General features: G+C 66.7%; 21 protein-coding genes and 1 pseudogene. 9 read left to right on the top strand and 13 right to left on the bottom strand.

Annotated elements, in window-relative coordinates; all coding sequences use genetic code 11:
- Window positions 1-118: 118 nt before the first annotated feature.
- The 4 genes from GNX95_RS21220 (at window position 119) to GNX95_RS21205 (ending at window position 3,180) form a co-directional block, all read left to right on the top strand.
- On the top strand, window positions 119-1,045 hold the full coding sequence (locus GNX95_RS21220) for a carbohydrate ABC transporter permease (RefSeq protein WP_163509139.1): 927 nt from the start codon (window positions 119-121) through the stop codon (window positions 1,043-1,045).
- Between the two features lie 10 nt (window positions 1,046-1,055).
- Window positions 1,056-1,958, top strand: coding sequence for a carbohydrate ABC transporter permease (locus GNX95_RS21215; protein ID WP_163509138.1), 903 nt, complete (start codon window positions 1,056-1,058; stop codon window positions 1,956-1,958).
- 86 nt (window positions 1,959-2,044) lie between these two features.
- Complete coding sequence (locus GNX95_RS21210) at window positions 2,045-2,233, top strand: hypothetical protein (protein ID WP_163509137.1); 189 nt, start codon at window positions 2,045-2,047, stop codon at window positions 2,231-2,233.
- Entirely contained in the window at window positions 2,230-3,180 is a 951-nt protein-coding gene (locus GNX95_RS21205; RefSeq protein ID WP_163509136.1) for a DNA polymerase domain-containing protein, read from the top strand. Before GNX95_RS21210 ends, GNX95_RS21205 begins: the two co-directional genes overlap by 4 nt.
- Here the strand turns inward: GNX95_RS21205 and GNX95_RS21200 are convergent.
- The 6 genes from GNX95_RS21200 to GNX95_RS21175 form a co-directional block, all read right to left on the bottom strand.
- Window positions 3,166-5,895 carry an AfsR/SARP family transcriptional regulator gene (locus GNX95_RS21200; protein ID WP_163509135.1) on the bottom strand — a complete coding sequence of 910 codons (2,730 nt, stop codon included), beginning with the start codon at window positions 5,893-5,895 and terminating at the stop codon, window positions 3,166-3,168. The two genes, GNX95_RS21205 and GNX95_RS21200, sit on opposite strands and share 15 nt — an antisense overlap.
- A 693-nt stretch (window positions 5,896-6,588) precedes the next feature.
- Window positions 6,589-7,122, bottom strand: a complete 534-nt coding sequence (locus tag GNX95_RS21195) for an HdeD family acid-resistance protein (RefSeq protein ID WP_163509134.1) — start codon at window positions 7,120-7,122, stop codon at window positions 6,589-6,591.
- A 57-nt stretch (window positions 7,123-7,179) separates the two neighbouring features.
- Window positions 7,180-7,797: an alpha-ketoglutarate-dependent dioxygenase AlkB gene (locus tag GNX95_RS21190; RefSeq protein ID WP_163509133.1), complete on the bottom strand. Its 618-nt coding sequence runs from the start codon at window positions 7,795-7,797 to the stop codon at window positions 7,180-7,182.
- A gap of 55 nt (window positions 7,798-7,852) precedes the next feature.
- Window positions 7,853-8,593 carry an ATP-binding cassette domain-containing protein gene (locus GNX95_RS21185; protein ID WP_163509132.1) on the bottom strand — a complete coding sequence of 247 codons (741 nt, stop codon included), beginning with the start codon at window positions 8,591-8,593 and terminating at the stop codon, window positions 7,853-7,855.
- Entirely contained in the window at window positions 8,590-9,558 is a 969-nt protein-coding gene (locus GNX95_RS21180) for an ABC transporter permease (protein ID WP_163509131.1), read from the bottom strand. The genes GNX95_RS21185 and GNX95_RS21180 overlap by 4 nt, the downstream gene beginning before the upstream one ends.
- The gene (locus GNX95_RS21175; RefSeq protein WP_222853792.1) at window positions 9,558-10,679 is read right to left on the bottom strand and encodes a sugar ABC transporter substrate-binding protein; all 1,122 of its coding nucleotides are present in this window, start codon (window positions 10,677-10,679) and stop codon (window positions 9,558-9,560) included. The genes GNX95_RS21180 and GNX95_RS21175 overlap by 1 nt, the downstream gene beginning before the upstream one ends.
- A 188-nt stretch (window positions 10,680-10,867) precedes the next feature.
- On the opposite strand from GNX95_RS21175, the gene GNX95_RS21170 reads away from it, so the two are divergent.
- On the top strand, window positions 10,868-11,605 hold the full coding sequence (locus GNX95_RS21170; protein WP_222853791.1) for a FadR/GntR family transcriptional regulator: 738 nt from the start codon (window positions 10,868-10,870) through the stop codon (window positions 11,603-11,605).
- On the opposite strand, the gene GNX95_RS21165 is transcribed toward GNX95_RS21170, so the two are convergent.
- Genes GNX95_RS21165 through GNX95_RS21155 form a run of 3 tightly spaced genes read right to left on the bottom strand, consistent with a single transcriptional unit; the run spans window position 11,599 to window position 14,361 of the window.
- On the bottom strand, window positions 11,599-12,402 hold the full coding sequence (locus tag GNX95_RS21165) for a DUF3626 domain-containing protein (RefSeq protein WP_163509130.1): 804 nt from the start codon (window positions 12,400-12,402) through the stop codon (window positions 11,599-11,601). The two genes, GNX95_RS21170 and GNX95_RS21165, sit on opposite strands and share 7 nt — an antisense overlap.
- Before the next feature lies 1 nt (window position 12,403).
- A complete protein-coding gene (locus GNX95_RS21160) occupies window positions 12,404-13,378 on the bottom strand; it encodes a Gfo/Idh/MocA family protein (RefSeq protein WP_163509129.1) in 975 nt (324 codons plus the stop codon).
- Window positions 13,375-14,361 carry a Gfo/Idh/MocA family protein gene (locus tag GNX95_RS21155; RefSeq protein ID WP_222853790.1) on the bottom strand — a complete coding sequence of 329 codons (987 nt, stop codon included), beginning with the start codon at window positions 14,359-14,361 and terminating at the stop codon, window positions 13,375-13,377. The genes GNX95_RS21160 and GNX95_RS21155 overlap by 4 nt, the downstream gene beginning before the upstream one ends.
- A 149-nt stretch (window positions 14,362-14,510) precedes the next feature.
- On the opposite strand from GNX95_RS21155, the gene GNX95_RS21150 reads away from it, so the two are divergent.
- The gene (locus tag GNX95_RS21150) at window positions 14,511-15,131 is read left to right on the top strand and encodes a dihydrofolate reductase family protein (RefSeq protein WP_163509128.1); all 621 of its coding nucleotides are present in this window, start codon (window positions 14,511-14,513) and stop codon (window positions 15,129-15,131) included.
- On the opposite strand, the gene GNX95_RS21145 is transcribed toward GNX95_RS21150, so the two are convergent.
- Window positions 15,091-15,897 (bottom strand): helix-turn-helix transcriptional regulator, encoded by an 807-nt coding sequence (locus GNX95_RS21145; protein WP_163509127.1) that lies wholly within the window; start codon window positions 15,895-15,897, stop codon window positions 15,091-15,093. The genes GNX95_RS21150 and GNX95_RS21145 overlap by 41 nt on opposite strands.
- Window positions 15,898-15,964: 67 nt before the next feature.
- On the opposite strand from GNX95_RS21145, the gene GNX95_RS21140 reads away from it, so the two are divergent.
- Both GNX95_RS21140 and GNX95_RS21135 read left to right on the top strand, forming a co-directional pair.
- Complete coding sequence (locus tag GNX95_RS21140) at window positions 15,965-16,552, top strand: LysE family translocator (RefSeq protein ID WP_163509126.1); 588 nt, start codon at window positions 15,965-15,967, stop codon at window positions 16,550-16,552.
- A 1,082-nt stretch (window positions 16,553-17,634) separates the two neighbouring features.
- A complete protein-coding gene (locus tag GNX95_RS21135; protein WP_163509125.1) occupies window positions 17,635-19,107 on the top strand; it encodes an acyl-CoA synthetase in 1,473 nt (490 codons plus the stop codon).
- Here GNX95_RS21135 and GNX95_RS21130 read toward each other — a convergent pair.
- Both GNX95_RS21130 and GNX95_RS21125 read right to left on the bottom strand, forming a co-directional pair.
- A complete protein-coding gene (locus GNX95_RS21130; protein WP_163509124.1) occupies window positions 19,098-19,556 on the bottom strand; it encodes a MarR family winged helix-turn-helix transcriptional regulator in 459 nt (152 codons plus the stop codon). The two genes, GNX95_RS21135 and GNX95_RS21130, sit on opposite strands and share 10 nt — an antisense overlap.
- Window positions 19,557-19,868: 312 nt before the next feature.
- The gene (locus GNX95_RS21125; RefSeq protein WP_163509123.1) at window positions 19,869-20,327 is read right to left on the bottom strand and encodes an Lrp/AsnC family transcriptional regulator; all 459 of its coding nucleotides are present in this window, start codon (window positions 20,325-20,327) and stop codon (window positions 19,869-19,871) included.
- Window positions 20,328-20,389: 62 nt separating this feature from the next.
- Here GNX95_RS21125 and GNX95_RS21120 point away from each other — a divergent pair, with 62 nt between their 5' ends.
- The gene (locus GNX95_RS21120; RefSeq protein ID WP_163509122.1) at window positions 20,390-21,592 is read left to right on the top strand and encodes a M20 family metallopeptidase; all 1,203 of its coding nucleotides are present in this window, start codon (window positions 20,390-20,392) and stop codon (window positions 21,590-21,592) included.
- Between the two features lie 41 nt (window positions 21,593-21,633).
- Here GNX95_RS21120 and GNX95_RS21115 read toward each other — a convergent pair.
- A pseudogene (locus GNX95_RS21115) lies at window positions 21,634-22,498 on the bottom strand (amidohydrolase family protein); the annotation flags it as partial.
- Between the last annotated feature and the right edge of the window lie 22 nt (window positions 22,499-22,520).

Raw genomic sequence — 22,520 nt, 5'->3', positions numbered from 1 at the left:
GGCCAGGCTTGCAGATCACTGGTCTAGTCGGATGTCCGGGTCTGGTGGCGGCACTACCCGCCGAGGGCTTTTGATGCGCTCAATCGTTCGGAAGGAACGTTCGGAAGGAAGTGGTCGGATGCGCTACGGCAAATACCGGTTCATCCTGAGCTTCCTGCTGCTGCCGTTCGTGCTCTATCTGGTGTTCGTGATCTCGCCGTATCTGCAGGCGTTCTACATCGCGCTGACCGACTGGCAGGGGTTCAGCGCGAACGCGTCTTTCGTCGGCCTGGCCAACTTCGTCCGACTGTTCCAGGACCCGATCTTCTGGATCGCCCTGAAGAACAACCTGTTCCTGCTGATTTCGATCCCGATCATCGTGATCGTGCTGGCGCTGTTTTTCTCGTCGATGATCAACTTCGGCGGCAGCGGTGGCACCGGGCCGCGAAAGGCCGGCGTACGCGGCATCGCCGGCGGCAAGTTCTACCAGGTCGTCTACTTCTTTCCGTGCGTGCTGTCGGTGACCGTGATCGCGGTGCTCTGGCAGTTTGTGTACGAGCCGAAAAACGGGCTGCTGAACGGATTCCTGTCGCTGATCGGGCTGGACGCCTTCCGGCAGGTCTGGCTCGGCGACGACAAGACCGCGCTGGCCGCGGTGCTCGGCGTGTCGGTGTGGGGCAGCGTCGGCTTCTACGTCGTCCTTTTCACCGCCGCGATGGGATCCGTGCCGCGTGAGCTGTACGAGTCGGGGCTGCTGGACGGCGCCAACCGGCTGCAGACCTTCTGGCATCTGACGCTGCCGCTGATCTGGGACGCCATGCAGGTGGCGATCGTGCACCTGGTGATCGGTGCGCTGGACACCTTCGCTCTGGTGCAGATCCTGACGGTCGGCCCCGGCGGCCCCGACAACGCCACCAACGTGGTCGCGTTGTATCTGTTCGACAACGCCTTCACCTACAGCAAGTTTGGCTATGCGTCGGCCATCGGCGTGACGATGTTCGCGCTCACCCTGGTCCTGACCATCGTCGCCTTCCGGCTTTCCCGCCGCGAGCGGGTCGAATACTAAAAGGACAGCCATGACGACTCTGCGCGAGGACCGGCCGGTGACCCGCAAACCGCCGGCGCAGCCGCGTACGACCGAACGCGCCGACATCGCCGGACGCGGTTTTTCGCTGGCTTCGCACGGATTTCTGATCGTCTGGGCGGTGATGGTCACGGTGCCGCTGCTGTGGAGCGTGGTCAGCGCCTTCAAGTCCGACCCGGAGATCTTCACCAGTCCGTGGACGCTGCCGAGCCGGTGGCGCTTCGACAACTTCGTACGCGCGTGGAACCAGGCCGAGATCGGCTCGTACTTCCTCAACAGCGTCATCGTGGTGGCCGGCGGCGTCATCCTCACGCTGTTGCTGTCGTCGATGGTCGCGTACGTCCTGGCGCGTTTTCAGTTTCCCGGCAACCGGATCGTCTACTACACCTTCGTCGGCGGCATGCTGTTTCCGGTCTTCCTCGCCCTGGTGCCGCTGTTCTTCGTGGTCAAGAACCTCGGCCTGCTCAACACCTACCAGGGCCTGATCCTGGTCTACGCGACGCAGTCGATGTCCTTCTCGATTTTCTTCCTCTGCGCGTTTTTCCGTACGCAGCCGGCGTCTCTGGTCGAGGCGGCGCTCCTGGACGGCTGCACGCACTGGGGTGCCTTCTTCCGGATCATGTTGCCACTGGCCAAACCCGGCCTGATCAGCATCGGCATCTTCAACTTCCTCGGCATGTGGAACCAGTATCTGCTGCCGCTGGTGCTCACCACCGACCCCAGCAAGTACGTGATCGCGCAGGGTCTGGCCAACCTGACGGTCAGCCGCGGCTATCGCAGTGACTTCAGCGGCCTGTTCGCCGGCCTGGTGATCTCGATGATCCCGGTGCTGGTGGTCTACGTCCTGTTCCAGCGCCGCATCGCCGCCGGCATGACGGCCGGAGCGCTGCGCTGACGGCACACTCAGCGCGCGCCTTCCCCACGTACGCTCCGGATCTGGCAGGCTGGACCCAGCAACCGCGAGCTGGAGGACACCGCAGAGTGAACGTCGTACGGAAGTGGCGCCGCACCTCCGGCCAGGTGGCGCTGGTCGCGTTGGTCGCCGCGTTTCTGCTGGCCTACTCCAACACCGGCGGCATCCTGCGCAACCTCACCAACGTGGTGTTCGTGGTGGCCGGCCTGGTCTGGCTGCTGTGCTTCATGTTCGACTGGGCAGCGAAGAAACGATGAGCAAGAAGACCGAGGACGAGCAGCGCGACGGCGTCTCGCTGACCAACCTCGACCAGTCGCTGTTCGACGGCGCCAACGCCACCAAACGGGACCTGGTCGACTATCTGGACGCGGTACGCGACCAGATCCTGCCGCGGCTGGCCGGACGGCCGCTGTCGGTGCTGCGGATCCGGCCGGGCCAGCCGGCGTTCATGCAGAAGAACGTGCCGAAATACACCCCGGATTTCGTACGTACGGTGAAAATCTGGGCCGAGGCGTCAAAACGTCAGGTCTCGTACGCGCTGTGCGACGACCGCAGGACGCTGCTGTGGTTTGCCAACCAGCGCGCGATCGAATATCACGTGCCGCTGGTCCGCGACGGCCACTGGGAATTCATGGTCATGGACCTGGATCCGCCACAGGCGGAAGCGTTCGGAATGGCTGTGGCGGCGGCGAAACTCGTGCGGCAGGCGCTCGCCGACGCCGGGCTGTCGGGCGTGGTCAAGACCAGTGGCGCCAAGGGCCTGCACATCTTCGTGCCGTTGGCGCCGGAGCAGTCGGCTGAGGACATCGCCGCGGCGACGCGCGCGTTGGCCGTACGCGCCGAACGGATCGACCCGGCGATCGCCACCACCGCTTACATCAAGGACGAGCGCGAAGGAAAGGTCTTCCTCGACTCGACGCGCGCCGGCGGCGCGACGGTGGCGGCGACGTACAGTCCGCGGATCCGGCCGGGCCTGCCGGTGTCGTTCCCGGTCGACTGGGACGACCTGGACAAGGTCTCGCCGGCCGACTTCACCATCCACAACGCGCCGGCGCTGCTGGACGGCCGCGACCTGTGGTCCGAGCGGATGCCGGCTCCGCAGACGCTTCCCGCGGACCTGGTCGCCGAGGGTCACACCATCCCGGTCGCGCGGGTTGTCGCGATGCACGAGGGAAAACGGAGGAAAAGGCTAGCTGGCGAGTAGGTCGCGGTCGGCGGTGAGATCGGCGTACGTGGCCATCGCGTCGAGGATCCCGCGGCCCATCTTCTCGTGGCCGCAGTGCTCCAGCAGCCGGCCGAGCTCGACCAGCGTCAACACCTCGAACCGCCGGTTGCCGTCCTGCCGGAAGCCGCGGATCGCCTCGCAGAACGCGGCGACCGCGGCGCGCCGCTCGCCAACGCGCGCATACGCCTGACCCATGTGCTGCGCGACCCACGCCAGCTCCACACGGTCGTTGAGCTCCCGGAACATCTGTCTGGCGCGCATCAGGCATTCGATCGCTCGGTCGTGGTCGCCGGTCAGCGAGTACGCGATGCCGAGGTTGTCGAGGTTCATGCCGACACCACGCCGATAGCCGCGCTGTTCGCACAGTTCCAACGCGCGCCTGCAGTGTGCCAGTGCCTGCTCGCGGTCACCCTTCTCGGCGAGCGCGAGCGCGAGGTTGCCGCGCACCATCGCCTCGCCGCCGAGGTCGCCTTCAGCCACGAAACGAGCCAACGCGCGCTCGAAATGTGACTTCGCGACCACGATGTCGTGCATGTCGAGGTGCGTACAGCCGATCGAGTTCAGCGTGTACGCCTGGCCGATCACGTCCCCCGCCGCCGACGCACCTTCGTACGCCGTCCGCAGCGCGTCGGTCGCGTCGCGCCACGGCAGCCGCGACTCGAAATAGCTGGCCATGGCGACCGCGGTGCGCCACGCGTGGCCGACCCAGCCGTGCGTCGCGGCCCAGGTGATGACCGTACGCAGGTTGTCGTACTCGGTCTCCAGCCAGGCAGCGGCCTCCGGCAGGCCGTCGAAGCGCGGCGGCGGCGTCTGCGGCTCGTACGGGTGGACGAAGTCGCGGCGGCGCAGCGGCCGATAGCACTTGTCGGCGCTCACCGCGGCGTGCAGATACCAGTCGAGTACGCGGCCGATCGCGGCGTCCCGCTCGGCGCCGGTCTCATGCCGTTCGCCCTGGTCAGCGGCGTACAGACGGATGAGGTCGTGCACCTCGTAACGGTCCGGCCGGCGCTGCTCGACCAGGTGCGCGGCCAGCAGCCGGTCCAGCGCGTCCTTCGCGCGCGGCACCGGAAGGCCGGCCAGGGCGGCGGCCGTTTCCAACGCGATGTCGCCGGCCGGATGCCGGCCGAGGTGGCGCAGCATCGACGCGGCGGCCGGCGACAGCGCCTGGTACGACCAGGACAGCGCCGCTCGCAGGTCGGTCTGCGGATCGTCCTCGCCGGTGCCGAGCTCGTCGAGCCTCGCGGCCTCGTCGGTCAACGCGCGTACGACGTCGGCCAGCCGCTCGCTGCGGTGCGCACGCTCGGCGACGATCGCCAGCGCGAGCGGCAGCCGGTCACACAGCGCCACCAGCTCGGCGGCCGCCGCCGGCTCCGCCTCGACCCGCTCGGCGCCGATCGCGGTGGCCAGCACCTCCAGCGCCGGCGCGTCGGCCAGCCGGTCGAGCGTGATGCGGTGTGCGCCGTTGAGTACGGCCAAGCCGCGCAGCTGGTTGCGGCTGGTCACGACGACCAGGCTGTCGGTGGACGGCAGCAGCGGCCGCACCTGGCTCGCGTTGCGCGCGTTGTCGAGCAGGATCAGCGCGCGGCGGCCGGCCAGCGTCGTACGCAGCAACGCCGCGCGCTCCTCGACCTCGTTGGGAATCTTCTCGTGCGTGACACCGAGCGCGCGCAGCAGCGTCTCGATCGCGGCCTTCGGCTCGACCGGCTCGCCCGGACCGTATCCGCGCAGGTTGAGGTGCAGTTGTACGTCCGGATAGCGCTCGGCCACCCGGTGCGCCCAGTGCACCGCCAGCGTCGTCTTGCCGGTGCCAGGAGCACCGTCGATCGCGACGATGGCCGTACGCCCGTCGACCACCGCCGCGTCCAGCAGCGCCACCTCGGCGTCGCGGCCGACCACGTGCGGGATGTCGTGCGGCAGCTGGCGCGGCCGGCTCGCGGTGAAGGCGGTCGACGCGCCGCCGTTCGTATCCAGCAACACCGCGCGCTGCAGCTGCGCCAGCTCGTCGCTCGGGTCGATGCCGAGCTCGTCGTGCAGGATCGCGCGTACTTTCTGGTACGCGTGCAACGCGTCCGCGCGGCGGCCGGCCTGGTGCAGCGCGGTGATCAGGCGTACCCACAGCGACTCACGGGTCGGGTAACGCTCGGTGAGATCCCACAGCTCCGGCACCAGCTGCGCCGGCCGGCCGAGGCTCAGCTCCAGGTCGATCCGCCGCTCGGTCGCGGTGAACCACTCCTCGATCAGCCGCGGCACCACCTCGCGGTCCAGCCAGGTCGACGCCTCGTCGCCGAAGGGCTTGCCACGCCAGAGCGACAACGCGTGGTGCAGGCAGTCCAGCTCCTCGTCCGGCGACGGCGCGCTGTGCGCCGCCGACAGCAGGTCGCGAAACTGATGCAGGTCGACGACGTCCGACGGCACGCGCAGCAGATAGCCGTTGCCGCGAGCGGTCTGGATCAGGTCGTGGCCGAGCAGCTTGCGCAGCCGGGTCGCGTACGTGTGCAGGGTCGCGCTGGCCCGCTGCGGCGCGCGCTCCGGCCAGCCGCGTTCGACGAGGGTCGCCACTGGCACCGGCTCGTGCGCCGAGAGCAGCAGGGACGCGAGGAAAATGCGCAGTTGGCCGCGCGGGATCGACACCTGTCGGTGGTCCACCTGGATGTCCCACGGCCCGAGGATCCGGATACGCAGTTCGGCGGTCACAACGGCCACCTATCTATCGAGCGTCGTTTTTCAACGTTGTTTGAGGTAACCGAATGCTAGTACTAACAGGGCTATTCATGCGGCGATAGCCGAGCCCAAACGCCGCCTGGCGCGACCTCAGGGAGGGGGCGCGGGACGCCATCGTGTACATAGGGGTGCGGGCGGCGGTTTCGTGCTGGGGCTGGGTTCTCTGGGCTTGCTCAGTCACCTTAACAAGACATCAAACCGGACATTTATCGCCAGCCGGCAGTCACAACAGCATTACCAGCCTCAATAGTCACACCCGCCACAGCATCCGGCGGCCGTGATGGCGTGAGGGCCCGTTACGTGCGTCCAGCGCAAGTGACTCGACATTCACATCATCACTGAACCTCGCAAGACAGACATTTAGCGCTCCACACGCCTTCGGGTTCCACATGTTGGACCTTCTCGCCACCCGCCGGGACGCCACGGCACCGCTGGCGCCCCAGCCACACTCCTGGTCCACCCACCTCGAGAACCGCACCGCGGCACCCAACAGAACCAACAGCGAAACCCCGCGCGCCCCTCTCCTTGAGGTCGCCCCTCCGCGCAGGCGAAAACCACCACCCGCCCAACGCACCAATCGGGACGGAGCAACCACCCCCAACGCAACAAACATGAAACCCGGCGAAACCGCCGACGTGGCGCTGCCACGCCTGGCGGTCCCACCGGTTACGAACGCTCTTTGCCGAGGCCGCGGACCTGCACCGACATGACCACGTCACCGATGCCATAGATGAGTGCGAAGAAGCCGAAGACGGTGGCCAGCGCGACCGCTCCGTTGCCCGGATGGACGGCGATCACGATGCCGAAGACCAGCGAGATCAGGCCGGTCACCGCCCACAACGCGCGCTCGCCGGCGGTCTCTCCGCGTACGAAGGCCATCGCGACCTGCACGATGCCGGTGATGACCGCCCAGGCGGCGATCCACAGCGTCAGGACGAGCGCGGTGACGCCGGGCAGGAAGATCGCGATCACGCCGGCGAGCAGCGACAGGACCGCGAGCAGCAGATACCAAGCGACCGAGCCGGCGCGATGGCTGGCGAAACCGCGCGCCGCGTCGATGACCGCGAGCAGGATGCAATAGACGGCGAACAGGATCACGAACGCGCCGACGGTGATCCCCGGCCAGACGATCGAGACCAGGCCGATGACGATGGCGAGGATGCCGCGCCAGAGCAGCGACGACGCGAGGGTCTTGAACATGGCGCGCCTTCCGTTATCGTTTGTCCGGATACACGGTGCCCTGTTCCGGCCGTACGGTCAATCACCGGCCGCCTGAAACCTGCTGGAGAAGTTGACGCTGATCCGCGCCCCCGCGACCGTCTGTTGCTTCGGCACGCAGTGCCGCCAGTCGCGCTGGCAGCGGCCGCCCATCACCACCAGATCGCCGCCGGCCGGCGTCAGCACCACACTGCGGCCGCCCTTGCGCGGCTTGACAAGGAAACGCCGGGTGGCGCCGAGGCTGAGGACCGGCACGACGCATTCGCGGCGTTTGCAGGTGGCCCAGTCGCCGTGCCAGCCGGTGCTGTCGCGGTGGTCGCGGTAGTAGTTGATCCACAGGCCGTCGTACGGCACACCGTAATGCTCGGAAAGCACCGCCGTGATGGTGTGCAGCATCGGCTCCGGCGCTTGCCGCACGTCGGGGTATTCGGCGGTGAGCCGCGGCTCGACCATCATCCGGTCGACGATCCGCCGCTCGCGTTGCTCCCACTCGGCCGTCGCGATGAGCCGCTCGAGCAGCACCTCGTTGCCGGTCAGCCAGCCGGGGACGTGCTCGACCCACGAGGTCGCATCGAGCTCGATCCGGTGTGCGGTCGCGAAAGTCTCGTCGATCGCCAGGGTGTCGCCGACGCCGAACAGGTCCGGTTGCGTTGTCATGCGTCAGATATACGGCGGCCGCTGACCGCACACCGGCCAGATCCGGACACGATCGTCAGAGGCGGTATTCCGCGTGTACGAGCTCCAGCAACTCGGCGACCGAGGTGTCCTTGGCCGGCTTGTCGAAGGTGATTTCGCCGTGCTGCAACAGATTGACCCGGTCACACACGTCCACGACCTGGCTGTAGTTGTGCGCGATCAGGATGATGGCGAGGTCGCCGCGCTGCTTGAGCTGCGCCAGCAGCCGGAGGATCTGGCCGCCCTCCTTCGCGCCCATCGCGGCCAGCGGCTCGTCGAGCAGCAGCAGTTTCGCGTTGGAGTAAACGGATCGCGCCACCGCGATGGCCTGGCGTTGGCCGCCGGAGAGCTGTCCGACCTGAGCGTTGACCGACGGGATGGAGATGCCGATCGCGTCCAGTGCCTCTCGTGCGCGTTTACGCATTTCCTTACGTCGCAGGAAAGGCAGCGGCTTGTGCACCAATTCCTTGTTGAGATGCAGGTTGAGATAGACCGGCAGCTCGTTGACCATCGCGAGATCCTGGAAGACGGTCTCGATCCCCAGCGACCGCGCGTGCACGACCGACTTGAGCTGCACCTGCTCGCCTTCGATCAGCAGCCGACCGCCGTCCGGCTGGTGAAAGCCGGTGAGGATCTTGATCAGCGTCGACTTGCCGGCGCCGTTGTCGCCGATCAGGCCGAGGATCTCACCCCTGTTGACCCGCAGGTTGACGTCGCGGATCGCGGTGACCGGGCCGAAACGCTTGCTGAGGTGCTCCGCGCGGATGAACTCGGTCATGACGCGCTCCGTACGGTGCTGGCGCGTTTTCGCAGATACGACAGATAAACGTTGAGAAACATGGCGACCAGGATCGCGATTCCCAGCACGACGTTGAAGGCGTTGGCGCTGACGCCGATGAGGTTGAAGCCGTCGTAGACGATGCCGAGGAGCAGAGCGCCGAAAAGTGCGCCAACAACCGTACCAGAACCACCGAGCAGTGCCGTGCCACCGATGACCGCCGAGGCGATGGCGAAAAACATGTAGTTGAAGCCGCCGTTGGTCGGGTCGAAGGAATGCACGCGCATGCCTTCCAGGATGCCGCCGAGGCCGGCAAACGTGGACGTCAGCGCGAAGTTGATCACCTTGATCCGGTTGACCCGGATGCCCGACTCGGCAGCGCCGATCGGATTTCCGCCGGTGGCCTGCGTGTAGACGCCGAATCTGCTCGCCGTCAACACGATCTGCATGACCACGACGATCGCCAGGGCCCAGAACAGCTCCGTCCACGGCGCGCCGCCGAAGACCGTGACGACCCAGCTGTCCGTCGGCGCCGGCACCGGCGCGCCGTTGGAGATGATCAACGCCAGGCCCTGCAGCAAAAACGCCATGCCGAGCGTGACGATGAACGACGGCAGGCCGAAAACCGTACGGATGAGACCGTTGACCACACCGACCAGCGCGCAGATCACCAACGCGCCGATCAACGCGGCGATCAGCGGAAGACCGTTGTTGTAGAACAGAATCAACACAAACGGCGAGAGCGTGAACACGAAACCGGCCGACAGGTCGATCTCGCCGCAGATCAGCAGCATGACCTCGCCGGCCGCGATGATGGCCCACGGCGCCACGTACTGCGCGATCGTCTGATAGTTGCCGGCCGAGGTGAAGGCCGGGTTGGTGACGGTGAAATAGATGCCGCACGCGATGGTGACCAGCAGAATGCTGAGCTCCTTGACGCGTACGGCTCCGGCCAGCAACGCCACTAGTGCCCCACCGTGCTCGGCGGCGGCAGCGGGATCGACTTGGGCATCGCGATCAGCTTGTTGTTGGCGCCGCCTTCGAAACGGCTGTTGGCCGACAGGTACGGCGCGACGTTTTCCTTGGTGACGAAGGTCAGGCCGGTGTCGGTGAACGGCGGTGTCACCAGCGTGCCGGACAGCCGGTAGAGATAGAGATACAGCACCGGCAGGAAACCCTGCAGATAGGCCGACTGGTCGATGGTGAAGTCCAAGGCCCCGGTGCTGACTCCGGTCAGCGTGTCCTGCAGCAGGTCATAGCCGCCGGCGTGCACCTTTCCCTGCAGGTTGCGCGATTTGATCAGCTGCGCGATCGAGGCCGTACTGCCGGCGTCGACCGCGTAGATGCCTTTGGCGTCCGGGTTTCCGGTGTACGCCGCGGTGATCGCGTTGAGCTCGGCGGCCTGCTCGGCGCCGGTGTTGACCGACTGCACCTTCACCGCCGGCGCCGCCGTCTTGAGCGCCGCGACGATGCCATCCAGCCGCGGCTGCACGTTGTTGCCGCCCGGCTGCGAAATGCCGACCAGGATCTTGCCGGACTTCACCGTGGTGGCGATCCGTTGTCCCATCAGGAAACCGGACTGGTAGAGGTCCTGGCCGACGTAGGTGAGTGGGAAGTTGTTGGCCGCCGAGGCGTTGTACGCGATGACCGGAATGCCTTTGGCCAGCGCCTTCTTGGTCGGGTCGACGAAGGCGTTGCTGTCGGTCAGCGCGACCGCGATGCCGTCGGCGTTGCTGTTGATCGCGGTCTCGAACGCGTTGGCCATCTCCGAGACGTTGCCGGTCTGCGAGCCGGTCCACTGTGGAGTCGGCAGGCCGAGCAGCGACGCGGCGTCGGCCAGGCCGCTGCGGGTCGGCACGAAGAACGAATTGGTGGTGACGTGGTTGACGAAGACGAAACGCCACTTCGGCGTCGACGGAAAGGCACCGGCCGCACCGGATCCGGATCCGCCGGAGGCACCCTGCGCACCGGTGCAGGCCTGCAAAAACGTCATCGCGGCCGCCGCCGCGCCACCGGCGCCGAAGGCCTTCAACACCGTACGCCGAGACTGTTGGTCGGCTGGCCTGGCTCCGCGGTTGTCACTCATCGCTGACACGTGTCCCGTCTGCCGAGAGGGTCCGAGCCTCGGGGACGCGACCCCGAGCAGGTGCGTGAATCATTCGATGATTCGCTCATGACGTCAAGACCTCACTCAGCGGAAGTGCGTCCCTTCTGCCGCGAAACACCCGGTTTTCAGTGTTTGACATAATCGATTAATCATTCGATGATTCCTCGGTGACGCGTGCGCGAACCCACGCCAGCCCGCTCGGCCGGCACCGCACGATGCATGGCCAGGTGGTGGAGTGGCTCGGCCTGCGCATCGTGTCCGGCGAGCTGCCCGGCGGCAGCCAGCTGCCCAACGAGGCGGAGCTGGCCGCCACCCTCGAGGTGAGCCGCGGCGGCGTACGCGAGGCGGTGAAGGCATTGGCCGCAAAAGGACTCGTCGAGCCGCGGCCGCGGCTCGGCACGCGGGTGTTGCCGCGCGGCGAGTGGAACCTGATGGACCGCGAGGTGATCGACTGGCACAGCCGTGCCGGTGACGCGACCTTTTTGGCGCACCTGCTGGAGCTCCGGCTGGTCGTCGAGCCGGGGGCCGCCGCTTTCGCCGCGGCGCGCGCGACCGAGGAGCAGTTGTTGACGCTGCAGACAGCGTACGATGGCATGGCCGAGCACGCCGACGACCTGCCGGCCAGCGAGGACGAGTTCGTCCGCGCCGACCTCGCCTTTCATCTCACCTTGCTGCAGTCCAGCGGAAACCAGCTGATCGAGCAGCTCGGCCGGCTGCTGGAGACCGGCCTGCGGCATTCGCTGCAGGTGCTGTCCCATCCCTCCACCAGCGTGCAGGAAACGCTGCCGCTGCACCGTGCCGTGTTGGTGGCCGTACGTGCGCGCCGCGAGACAGCGGCTTTTCGCGCCATGCGCAAGCTGATCGAGACCACCGCCGACGCTGCCGAGCGAGCGCGCGGCTATTGAGCCGGCGGACCGAAACGTGCCACGTAATGCCAGACTTTCTTGATCTGCTGCGGATCATAGCGGCCGGTGTGCAGCGCAGCCCCGATGATGCGCGGATCAAGCACGCCATCCACGGCGATTTTCGCGCCGAGCGCGACGATCTCCGGTCCACGATAGTCCGGATGTGACCGCAGCTCGTCGACGGTGAGGCGGAAACCGGCGTGCCACTCGACCGCACACGGCAGGTCGACGGTTTCCACCGCGGTGCCGCGATAACACGGATCGAGGACCAGCGCCTCGACATCGCGGTCCAGACGCACCTCGCCGTGCACCTGCGCCTCGATGTAGTCGTCGAGGTCGTCCTGAGTGTCCGCGGCGGCCAGCTCGATGAGCGCCATTTTTGCGGCCACACCGAAACTCGTCGGCTCAAGCACGCTGTCCGGATAGCAGAAGGTCGCGCGGCTCAGGACATCCTCGGTCAGCCGCAGATGCGCCGATCCGAAACGTGGCGCGGCGCCGGCGGCCTTGTGCCGGAAGTTGAGCGCGCCGTAGACCGGCCGCTCGTCCGGCGCGGCCGAATCGTACGCACCACCGAAAATCCGGCTCTCCCAGCGCCACCGGTCGCCGCCGGGATACGCGGTCAGGCCGCCGTTGCTCGTACCGGTGACGAACTGTGACCGATAAACGCCGTCGGCGGCCAGCTTCGCCAACGTCAGCCGGTCGGGATGAAAGTTCAGCGTCACGCGCAGGCGGCTGTCGATCGGCTTTCCGGTCGACAACGACGCCACGTGACGCAGCGCTCGCTCGAATGCGTCCATGTCAGGAGGCGATGGTCACCGGTTCGTTCGTACGCGCCGAAAGATAGGCGGCCTCGACGATCTGCACCGTACGCAGGCTGGCGGCTCCACCGGGTTGTGGCGCGCGGCCGGCCGCGGTGGCCGACAGGAATTCCTCCAGCATCAACGCGTCGAGGTCGTCACCCCACGCGTAATGCACGGCGCCGTCGGCAAAACCGGTCACCGCCTGCGCGAACGGATCCACGTCGACAATGCCGGCGGTGCCGACCAGCTCAAGCGTGAGACCACCCCAGGTCGGAAACGCCGGAGGCCGGTTCCAGCTGCAGTCGATCGTCGCTTTCAGGCCGTTGTCATATTGCACGGTGACAATGCCGCCTGTCTCGACGCGAGCCTGGTGTGCGTACGTGATCCGGTTGGACTGCGCGTAAACCGTCGCCGGCCGGGCCGAAAACAATGCCTCCAGCAAGTCCGCGACGTGCACGATGTGGTCGATCATCGCGCCGCCGCCGGAAAGCTCCGGCTCGGTGAACCAGCCGTATTCGTCCGGTGGCAGCTTGCCGTTGTTCGTGCCGACGGCGGCAATCACGTCGCCGAGGCTGCCGGAACTGACCAAGTTGCGGACGGACTGGAACGCCGGCGAAAACCGGACCGGAAACGCGGTCATCAGGGCCACGCCGGCCTTTTCGCAGGCATCGATCATGGCGACCGCGTCGGCGGTGCTGGTCGCCAACGGTTTCTCGCAAAGAACATGCGCACCTGCCGCGGCGGCCAGCTCGACCAGCGCGCGGTGGCGCGTGTTTTCCGCGCAGACAACGACAGCGTCCGGCTTGGCGGCCAGCAGCGACTCGTACGTGGAGTGGAATTCCGCGCCGGCGCTCTCGGCCATCTCCGCACCGCCGGGATCAGCGATCGCGAGCGTGACATCCGGCCTGGCGGCGAGAAGTTTTACGTATCCTGGCGCGTGGATGTGTGCCAGCGACAGCACGCCGACCTTCATTTCGCTCCCCCTTCGACGAAATCCACCGCGCTGCCGGACCGCATCGACTCGCGCGCCGCCGCGGCCAACTCCACCGCGACCAAGCCGTCCCTGGCCGACACGCGCGGCACCGGGCCGCCGCGGAAGGCCGCGTAAAACGCGGCAATTTCCAGGTGATACGGCGTCATCGTGGTCACCACCGACGGCCAGGCCTCACCGCCACCAGACCCGCCGCCGAGCTCGACCCGCAGCGTCTGGTCGGCGGCGCTGTCGTAGCGCAGGATGCCTTTGTCGCCGGAAACCTCAAAGGACGTCCGAAACTTCGTCTCCGGCAGTCCCCACACACCGTGCACATGGCTCAACGCTCCGCTTCCGTGCGTCAGCGTGACCATCGCCATGCGCACCGAGCCACCGGAGTTTTCCACCGCGTAAACGCGATCCACCGGTCCGGCGACCCAGCGGGCGATGTCCAGGTCGTGGATCATCTGGTCGGTCACCAGCCCGCCGGACAGCTCGTCCTGGCCAAACCACGGGCTCCAGCCGGGAAACCGGCCGGTCCGGGAAAACCGCAGAATCGCCGGCCGACCGATGTCGCCGGCCGCGACGCGTTGCCGCATCAGCGCGTATTCGGGGAAAAACCGTACGACGTGCGCCGGATAGAGCTGCACGCCGGCGGCCTCACACGCCTCGATCATCTCGAGCGCGTCGGCCGGCTCCAATGCCAACGGCTTCTCACACAACACATGCCGACCCGCCGCCGCGGCCGCCAGCACGTAGTCACGATGGGTCGGAGTCGGCGAACAGATGTCCACACCGTCGACCGTCTCCAGCAGCTCCTCATAACTGTGTACGGCCCGCGCGCCGACTTTCTCGGCGATCCGCTCCACGCCGTCGTACGGCGAATAGAGCACCACCTGCGCACCTTCGGCCTGCCAGGCCGGAATGTGTGCCTGCGCTATGCCGCCGGCCCCGACAATCCCCACAACCCAGTTCGCATCAGCCACCACCTCACCGTACGTCCGGAAAGAGGCGGAGTCACGGCCATTGCGAAAGCTCCGGATCGGCCGCTAGCGGCCAGCGCACCAGGTGTGTCGATTTTCGGCCGACGCCGCGTGTCGGGTTGGTGAACGGACCGTACGAACCGAGGAGTGACATGCGCAAGCTGACAGTGATGGCTTTTCTGTCCCTGGACGGCGTAGTCCAGGGGCCGGGTGGCAGCGACGAGGACCGCGACGGCGGATTCCGGCACGGCGGCTGGGCCGTGCCGCACATTGACGAGCAGCACATCAAGGACGTTGGTGAGTTTGCCAACAGCGCCAGCGCACTGCTCGTCGGCCGCCGCACGTACGACATCTTCGCGGCGACCTGGCCGTTGGCGGCGGCCGACGATCCGATTGGTGCGAAGATGAACGGAGTGCGGAAATATGTCGCCTCGCGCACGCTCAGCTCGGTGTCGTGGCAGAATTCGACGCTGCTCACCGGCGATGTTCACACCGCGGTCGAGCGGCTGAAGTCCAGTGACGGCGGCGACATCCAGGTGCATGGCAGTGGCGCGATGATCCAGACGCTGCTCGACCTCGTCGACGAATTCCGGCTCTATGTCTTTCCGGTGCTCGTCGGCTCTGGCAAACGACTTTTCGGCAATGGCACGGTCCCGGCCGGCCTGCGACTGGTCGAGGCGACCACCTCGAAAACCGGTGTCGTCGCCGCGACGTACACTCGAGCCGGCGAGCTCACCTATGGCGCGATGGGGCCGGAAACCGGGAACTGGTGACGAAACGGCCCGGCGTGATGCCGGCGTATCGCTTGAAATGCCGGGTAAAATGCGCCTGGTCATAGAATCCGACACCGACGGCGACCTCGGCGAGCGGCTCGCCGTCGAGGAGCCGGCGGCGTGCCAGCTCGACGCGCCGGCTGAGAACGTACGCATGTGGCGCGATCCCGTACGTACGCGTGAAACTGCGGACAAGATGCGCCGGATGCGCACCTAGGCGGCGACCGGCGGCGGCCAGCGTCAGCGAACCGGTCACGTTGTCATCGAGCAGTGCGCGCAGTTGCTCGGCCAGCTCGCTGCCGGTTGCTGGCGCATGCGATGGCCGGTCGCGCAGATGACGGCGCAGGCGCTCGAAAACGAAGGCGAGCCGGCTTTCGGCTTCGAGCGCGTCACCGCGGTCGAGCACCTGGTGTGCGACGGAAAGCCGGTCGCGCAACAGCCGGTCGGTCACCACCGGATGGTCGACGGCCGGACCGACCAGGTGCTCGCCGAGCACGGAGTCGTCGACATACAGCACTCTTTTCCGGAAACCGCCGCTGGTCGCCGGCCGGCCGTCGTGGATGACATGCGGCGGCAGGACACTGACCACGGTGGCGTCCGAGCCGTGCGGATGCCGGTCCAGGTCATAGCGGATGACGCCGTCGTCCACCAGAAAAACCGTCCACGTGCGATGCGCGTGCGCCGGATAGGCGTAGGTGGCGAACCGGGCGTGGAACACCTCGACCACGCCTGGCACCGCGGGCCTCCACGCACGCACCTGGTCCATTCGTCGACTATAAGGATGCAAAGAACGTACAAGCCGAATCCGTGCATCCGGACGTACGGTGCCGTCGATGGACGAACTGACCGCTCTCGCGGTTTTCTCACTGGTGAGCTCCGGCAGCCCCGGCCCCAACAACATCCTGCTGTGGGCCTCCGGCCTGCGGTTTGGCTTAGGGCGTACGGTCGCACACATCGTCGGCACGCCGTTGGGGATCGGCGCGATGGCGGTGACCGTCGCCGCCGGCGTCGGCGTCTTCGTCACGACCGTACCGGCGGTGGCGTTTGCGTTGAAGCTGGCCGGATCTCTCTATCTGCTCTATCTCGCGTATCGGATCGCGGTCAGCGATGCCATGCGGCGCGCCGAAATCGCCAAGCCACTCGGTGTCGGCCGAGCGGTCGCGTTCCAGTGCGTCAACGCGAAGGCGTGGATTTTCGTGCTGGCGGGGATAAGCGCATTTCGGCCGGCCGGCCTACCGGTGGCGGTTGGCAGCGTACTCGTCGTCGCCACCATGATGATCGTCGTCCTGCTCGCGGCCGCGGCATGGGCCGCTGGTGGCAGTGTCATCAACCGAGTGGTCAGCAACGAGCGCGCGCATCGCGTGATCAGCGTGATCCTCGCCGTGTTGCTGGCCGCGTCTGTTGTTCAGCTGTGGTTATAGGACACCGCGGTTTCCAGGCCTTGATGTTGGCCCCGGTCGCCGCACCGACCCTTGCCTCGTCGCCGTACCGACCCTTGGCGTCGCCGTCGCCTTGCCCGCCGTTGGCGTCGCCTTGCCGCCGTCGCCTTGCCCGCCGTTGGCGTCGCCGTCGCCTTGCCCGCCGTTGGCGTCGCTGTCGGCATTGCCGCATTTGCGACGCCCACTCACCGAACGCCGCCCTTCCTGAGACGTTGACCGCCGACCGCCGCCCTTCATCCGGCACTCGCCGAACGCCGCGTTTGTTCCGGCGCTCGGCGAGTGCCGGGTTTGTTGAGGCACTCACTGAACGCCGCCTTCCCCGCGCCACTCACCCAACGCCACCATTCCCGCAGCACTCACCGAGCGCCGCGCTTCCCCCGCCACTCACCGAACGCCGCCCTTCCCGCGACGTTGACCGCCAACCGCCGCCCTCCGTCCGGCACTCACCGAGCGCCGCATTTGCTGCGGCACTCACTGAACGCCGCCTTCCCCGCGCCACTCACCCAACGCCACCATTCCCGCAGCACTCACCGAGCGCCGCGCTTCCCCCGCCACTCACCGAACGCCGCAGTTCTTACGCCAGTCGCCGAACGCCGCCATTTCGGCAACGCTGACCGCCGAGCGCCGCATTTCCTTCGACACTCGCCGAACGCCGTATCCGCTGCGCCACTCGCCGAGCGCCGCCCTTCCTGCAGCGCACGCCGGGCGCCGGGTTTCCTCCGGCACTCGCCGAACGCCGCCCTTCCCGCGACATTGACCGCCGAGTGCCGCCTTTCGTCCGGCACCCGCCGAGTGCCGCGTTTCCTGCACCACTCGCCGAGTGGCGCGTTTCCTTCGCCGGTCGCCGAGCGCCGCCGTTCCTGCGACTCTGACCGGCGAGTGGCGTGTTTCTGGCGGCGCTCGGCGAGTGTCAGGTTTCGGGTGGCGCTTGGTGAGTGGCGCGTTTTCGACGGCGTTGGCCGTGGAGTGGCAACTGTTGTCGAGGCACCGGTCGCGGCTTGACATGGTTGGCGGTGGGCGCCAGAATCGCGCGTTATCAGGGTGCCTGATAAAAGGTGGCGGCGATGCGCAACCAGGGGCTGGGATCGTGGCCGGCGCGGCGCGCTCGGACGGCGCCGCAGGCGGTCGCGATTCGGTACGGTGAAACAGATATCACATACGCGACGCTAAGAGAACGCGTCGACCGACTGGCGCGCGGCCTGTTCGACGCCGGCGTGCGGCAAGGCGACCGCGTCGCGTATCTCGGACCCAACCACCCCGCCTATCTGGACACCCTGTTTGCCTGCGGACAACTCGGCGCGATCTTCGTGCCGATCAACTTCCGGCTCACCGAGCCGGAAATCGAGTACGTGCTGGACGACTCCGCCGCCACGGCATTGGTGCACACTGCAGCCTACGCGAGTGTGGCCAGCAGCCGTCGTCTGCTGAGAATTCCGGTCATCGACAACGACCGGGTCGGCCTGGAAAGCGCGGCTGAGCCGCTGGACATGCCGGTGACTCTGGACGATGCCTGCCTGATCATGTACACCTCCGGCAGCACCGGCCGACCGAAAGGTGCCGTGCTGACGCACGGAAACCTGGCCTGGAACTGCATGAACGTCCTGGTCGACAGCGACGTGCACAGCGACGAACGCGCGCTGATCAACGCGCCGCTCTTTCACATCGCCGCGCTCGGCATGGTCTGCCTGCCGACGTTGCTCAAAGGTGGCACGGTCATCCTGCAGTCGACCTTCGATCCGGCTGCGGTGTTGTCGGCGATCGAAAACGACCGCGTGACGGTGATGTTTGGCGTGCCGACAATGTACGATGCCGTTGCGACGCACCAAAACTGGCCAGCTGCGGACCTGTCCAGCATACGCCGGCTGCTTTGCGGTGGCGCACCGGTGCCACTGGAGACGATCCGCCGCTATCTCGAGCGCGGACTGTCTTTCCTGCAGGGATACGGGATGACGGAGGCTTCGCCGGGCGCTCTTCTGCTGGACAAGGCAAACGCCGTCGCCAAGGCCGGAAGTGCCGGCGTGCCAATGTTTTTCACCGACGTACGCGTCGTCGACCCGGCCGGCGACGACGTGTCCGCTGGAGAACGCGGCGAAATCGTGGTCAAAGGACCAAACGTCATGCCGGGCTATTGGCATCGACCAGACGCGACCGCGCAGGTGTTGCGAGACGGCTGGTTTCACTCCGGCGACGTGGCCACGATCGACAACGATGGCTTCGTGACGGTCGTCGACCGGCTGAAGGACATGATTATTTCCGGCGGCGAGAACGTCTATCCGGCCGAGGTCGAAAACGAGATCTTCGCCTATCCCGGCGTACGCTCATGTGCCGTCATCGGAGTCACCGACGAAAAATGGGGTGAGGTCGGCAAGGCCATCGTGGTCGCTGACTCGACCGTACGCGCCGAGGAGCTGCTTGAGTTTCTGCGCGAACGGCTGGCCGGTTTCAAGGTGCCGAAATCGGTGGAGTTCGCCATCGAGCTGCCGATGACCGGCTCCGGCAAGGTGCGCAAGGCCGAGCTGCGGAAGATCTACGGCTGACGGCTCTCCGCGAGCTGCGACAGCACAGCCACGCGTTTACGCAGGTTGTCACGGAAAACCTCACGCTGTCGCGGCGTGAGGTCGGCGAGCAACGCGTGCTCCAACTCGTGCACGGCTGGCTCGCACTCAGCGAGCAGGGTGCGGCCCGCATCGGTCAGGTCGGCGAGCAGTATGCGCCGGTTGCCGTCTTTTGGTTGCCGACCGATCAGCCCACGCTTTTCCAGCGTCAGCACCATCTCGTGCATCGTCTGCGCCCGCAGGAACGACCGTCGCGCCAGCTGGGCGGAAGACAACTGCCCGGTATTTTCGAGCACGGTCAACGCGGTATATTGCAACGAGGTCAGGCCAAACGGCCGCAGCGCGTCGTCCAGCAGCGCGCGGGTCACCAATTCCAGGCGCTTCACCAGATAGAGCGTCAGCGGCAGTTCGGGTTCACTCACAAACGCCATTCTAAGGCCTCGACGACGTCGCCAAGCCTGGAAGGCTGACCGCCGCCGAATAGCTGCTACGGCGCGTAATTGTCGTACCCAGGTGACAATCTGGCCCCCACCCAAGAACGGGTGGGGGGTGGGTTCGCGTGGAAACTTACATAAGTAGACGATCTTGGTCGCGATGCACGCATGGCCACCATGCGTGCATCGCTGCGGTGGAGCGCTAAATGCGGTTCGCCGAGCAGGCGGTGCGCACGGCCAAAGCCGCTTCAGACCAAGACACGACCGCTGGAGGATCACCTTCAATCACTGGACGCACCGGCCGCCGGACTAGTCGTGGACCTTGATCTTCTTCATGGTCAGATGCGAGATGACCCGCGCGACCCCGGGAATTCCGATGATCTTCTTGGTCTGGAACTCCTCGTACGCCGCGTGGTCGGCGACCAGCACGCGCATCAAGTAATCCGGCGTGCCAAACAGCCTGCGCAGCTCGATCACCTCCTCGTAGCCGGCGATGGTGGCCTCCAGACCATCGAGGGTCTGCAGGTCGGTCACGCCGACCTCGATCGACACGATCACCTCCAGGCCGAGCCCGGCGGCGATCGGATCGATGCGGGCTCGATAGCCGGTGATGACGCCGTCGGCCTCCAGCCGCTTGACGCGTCGCAGGCACGGCGGCGGAGTGAGGCCGACGCGCTTGGCCAGCTCGACGTTGGTGAGCCGTCCGTCCTGCTGGAGGTGAAACAAAATGGCGCGATCGATGCTGTCGAGTCTCGGTTTGTTGCGCATGAGCCGATTCTAGCGTCATTATTGGGAACCACATTACGCGCGAATCGCCGTAGAGTGACGGCATGCGAAACCAGGTCAATGCATGGCTCGATGAGCGAGTCGACGAGATGGCGGCGTTGTTGGTGCGGCTGATCGCGGTCGACTCCGAGAACCCTCCCGGCCGCGCGCTCGGGCAGTGCGCGCGGATCCTGCGCGATGCCATGGAAAATCTCGGCCTCGGTCCGGAAATCATCGACATAGCCGCACATCAGGAGCTGGAAGAGCCGAGCATCGTACGCGGCGGTGTCGGCAGCGGCGACAGACTTCTCTATTTTCACGGCCATTTCGACGTGGTGCCGGCGCAGGACCGCCGGCAGTTCACCGCCGTACGCCGCGACGGCCGGATCGTCGGTCGCGGCAGTGCGGACATGAAAGGCGGCGTGGTCAGCATGCTCTACGGCGCGGCCGCGGCCGACGCGCTCGGGCTGCTTGGCGACGGCCGGATCGTGCTGCAGCTGGTCTGTGACGAGGAAACCGGCAGTGTCGCCGGCGCCGGTCACCTCCGCGCGGCCGGCATGATCGACCCGCGGGCGGTGGCCATGCTGACCGCCGAGCCCAGCGGCGGCAGCGTGTGGAACGCCGCGCGCGGCGCGCTTTCGTTGCATGTGAACGTACGCGGACGGGAAGCACATGTCGGACAGGCCGACCGCGGTGTCAACGCGTTCCGGCATCTGGTGCACATCGCGCGTCCGGTTTTCGACTATGCCGAGGAAATGGCCGGCCGGCACACCGACTTTCCGATGGATCCTGACGATGCCACCGGTTCGATGCTGGTGGTCGGTGGCAGGTCAGGCGGCGGCTCGAACTTCAACGTCGTCCCCGGCTCGGCATTCTTCACCGTGGATGGCCGCTACAACCCCGAAGAAGACCTCGACGGCGAGCTCAAGCGGCTCACCGGCATCATCGAGCAGGCGGCCGCCGAGGTCGGGGCCGATGCGGCGATCGAGGTGACGCAACGACAACCGGCGGCTGGCACGGCAGCGACGCATCCGGCCGCGTCGGCTCTTGGCCGGGTCATCGCCGAGGTCGAAGGACGGCCGGCGCGGTTCGAGATGTGCGCCGGCATCCTGGAAACCCGTTGGTATGACCAGCTTGGCATCCCGGCCTTCGGCTACGGTCCCGGCCGGCTCGACGTGTCACACGGACCGTCCGAGTATGTCGACGAGGCGGCGATGCGTCGATGTGCGGCTGTCTATGCCTTGTATGCCAACGAAATGCTGTCCTAGCCGAACGCCGCGCTGTCGAGGACTTCGGTCAGACCGGCCCGCTCCACGAACGTCACCGCCTCGCGGAACTCCTCGCCTTGCTGGTATGGAAAATCCGTACCAAGCACCAACCGGTCGGCGCCGAAGGTCTCGGCGGCAGCACGCAGAGCTGGCTGGTGGCCGTGCGCGACCGTGTCATACCACAGCCGCCGAGCGGCCAGGCTCGGCTTTTCCGGCGTATCCGGCGATTCGCCGACGCTCTGCCGGTCGAGCCGCGGCAGCAGCATCGGCAGCGCACCGCCGAGATGCGCCGTGATGATCCGCATTTTTGGATATTTGCTGGGAATGCCGGCGAGGATCAGCTGCGCTATCGCCACCGTGTCCTCCACCGGCGCGCCGATCGACCAGGTCATGTTGGCGGTGATCTGTGGCGACTCGGCGCCGACGCCGGCCGGATGAACGAAAAGTACGCTGCCACGGCGGTCGAGCTCGGCATAGACCGGCAGAAACGCCGGATCGGCGAGCGTACGGCCAAGCACCGACGTGGTGATCGACGCGCCGGCCATCCCCAACTCATCGATCGCGCGCGTCAGCTCGGCAACGCTCGCATCGGTGTGCGGCAACGGAAGAGAAGCAAGAGCGCGGAACCGGTCCGAATGCCGGCCAACCACCTCCGCGTAGTCATCATTGCCACGCCGCGCCGCATCGACCGCGTGCGCTTCATTGTTGAAATATGGCGCCGCCGGTCCGGCGGACAGGAGTTGTGTCAATGCCGACCGAGTCCATCAGCGCAAACCGCGCGGCCAACCCGTGATCGCCAAGTCCGGCACCGCGGCCGCGGCTGACCGCGGTCGCGGTGCTGCCGTAAGTGTCCAGCAAGTCGAGATATTGGTCGCTCCACAGGTGAGCGTGCACGTCGACGCGCATGTCCGAGCCCCTTCCAGCCGCC

This window comes from Fodinicola acaciae (genome assembly GCF_010993745.1).
Taxonomy (GTDB): domain Bacteria; phylum Actinomycetota; class Actinomycetes; order Mycobacteriales; family HKI-0501; genus Fodinicola; species Fodinicola acaciae.
Note: the sequence above shows the minus strand (reverse complement) of the source record. Positions and strands in the feature narration are given on the sequence as shown.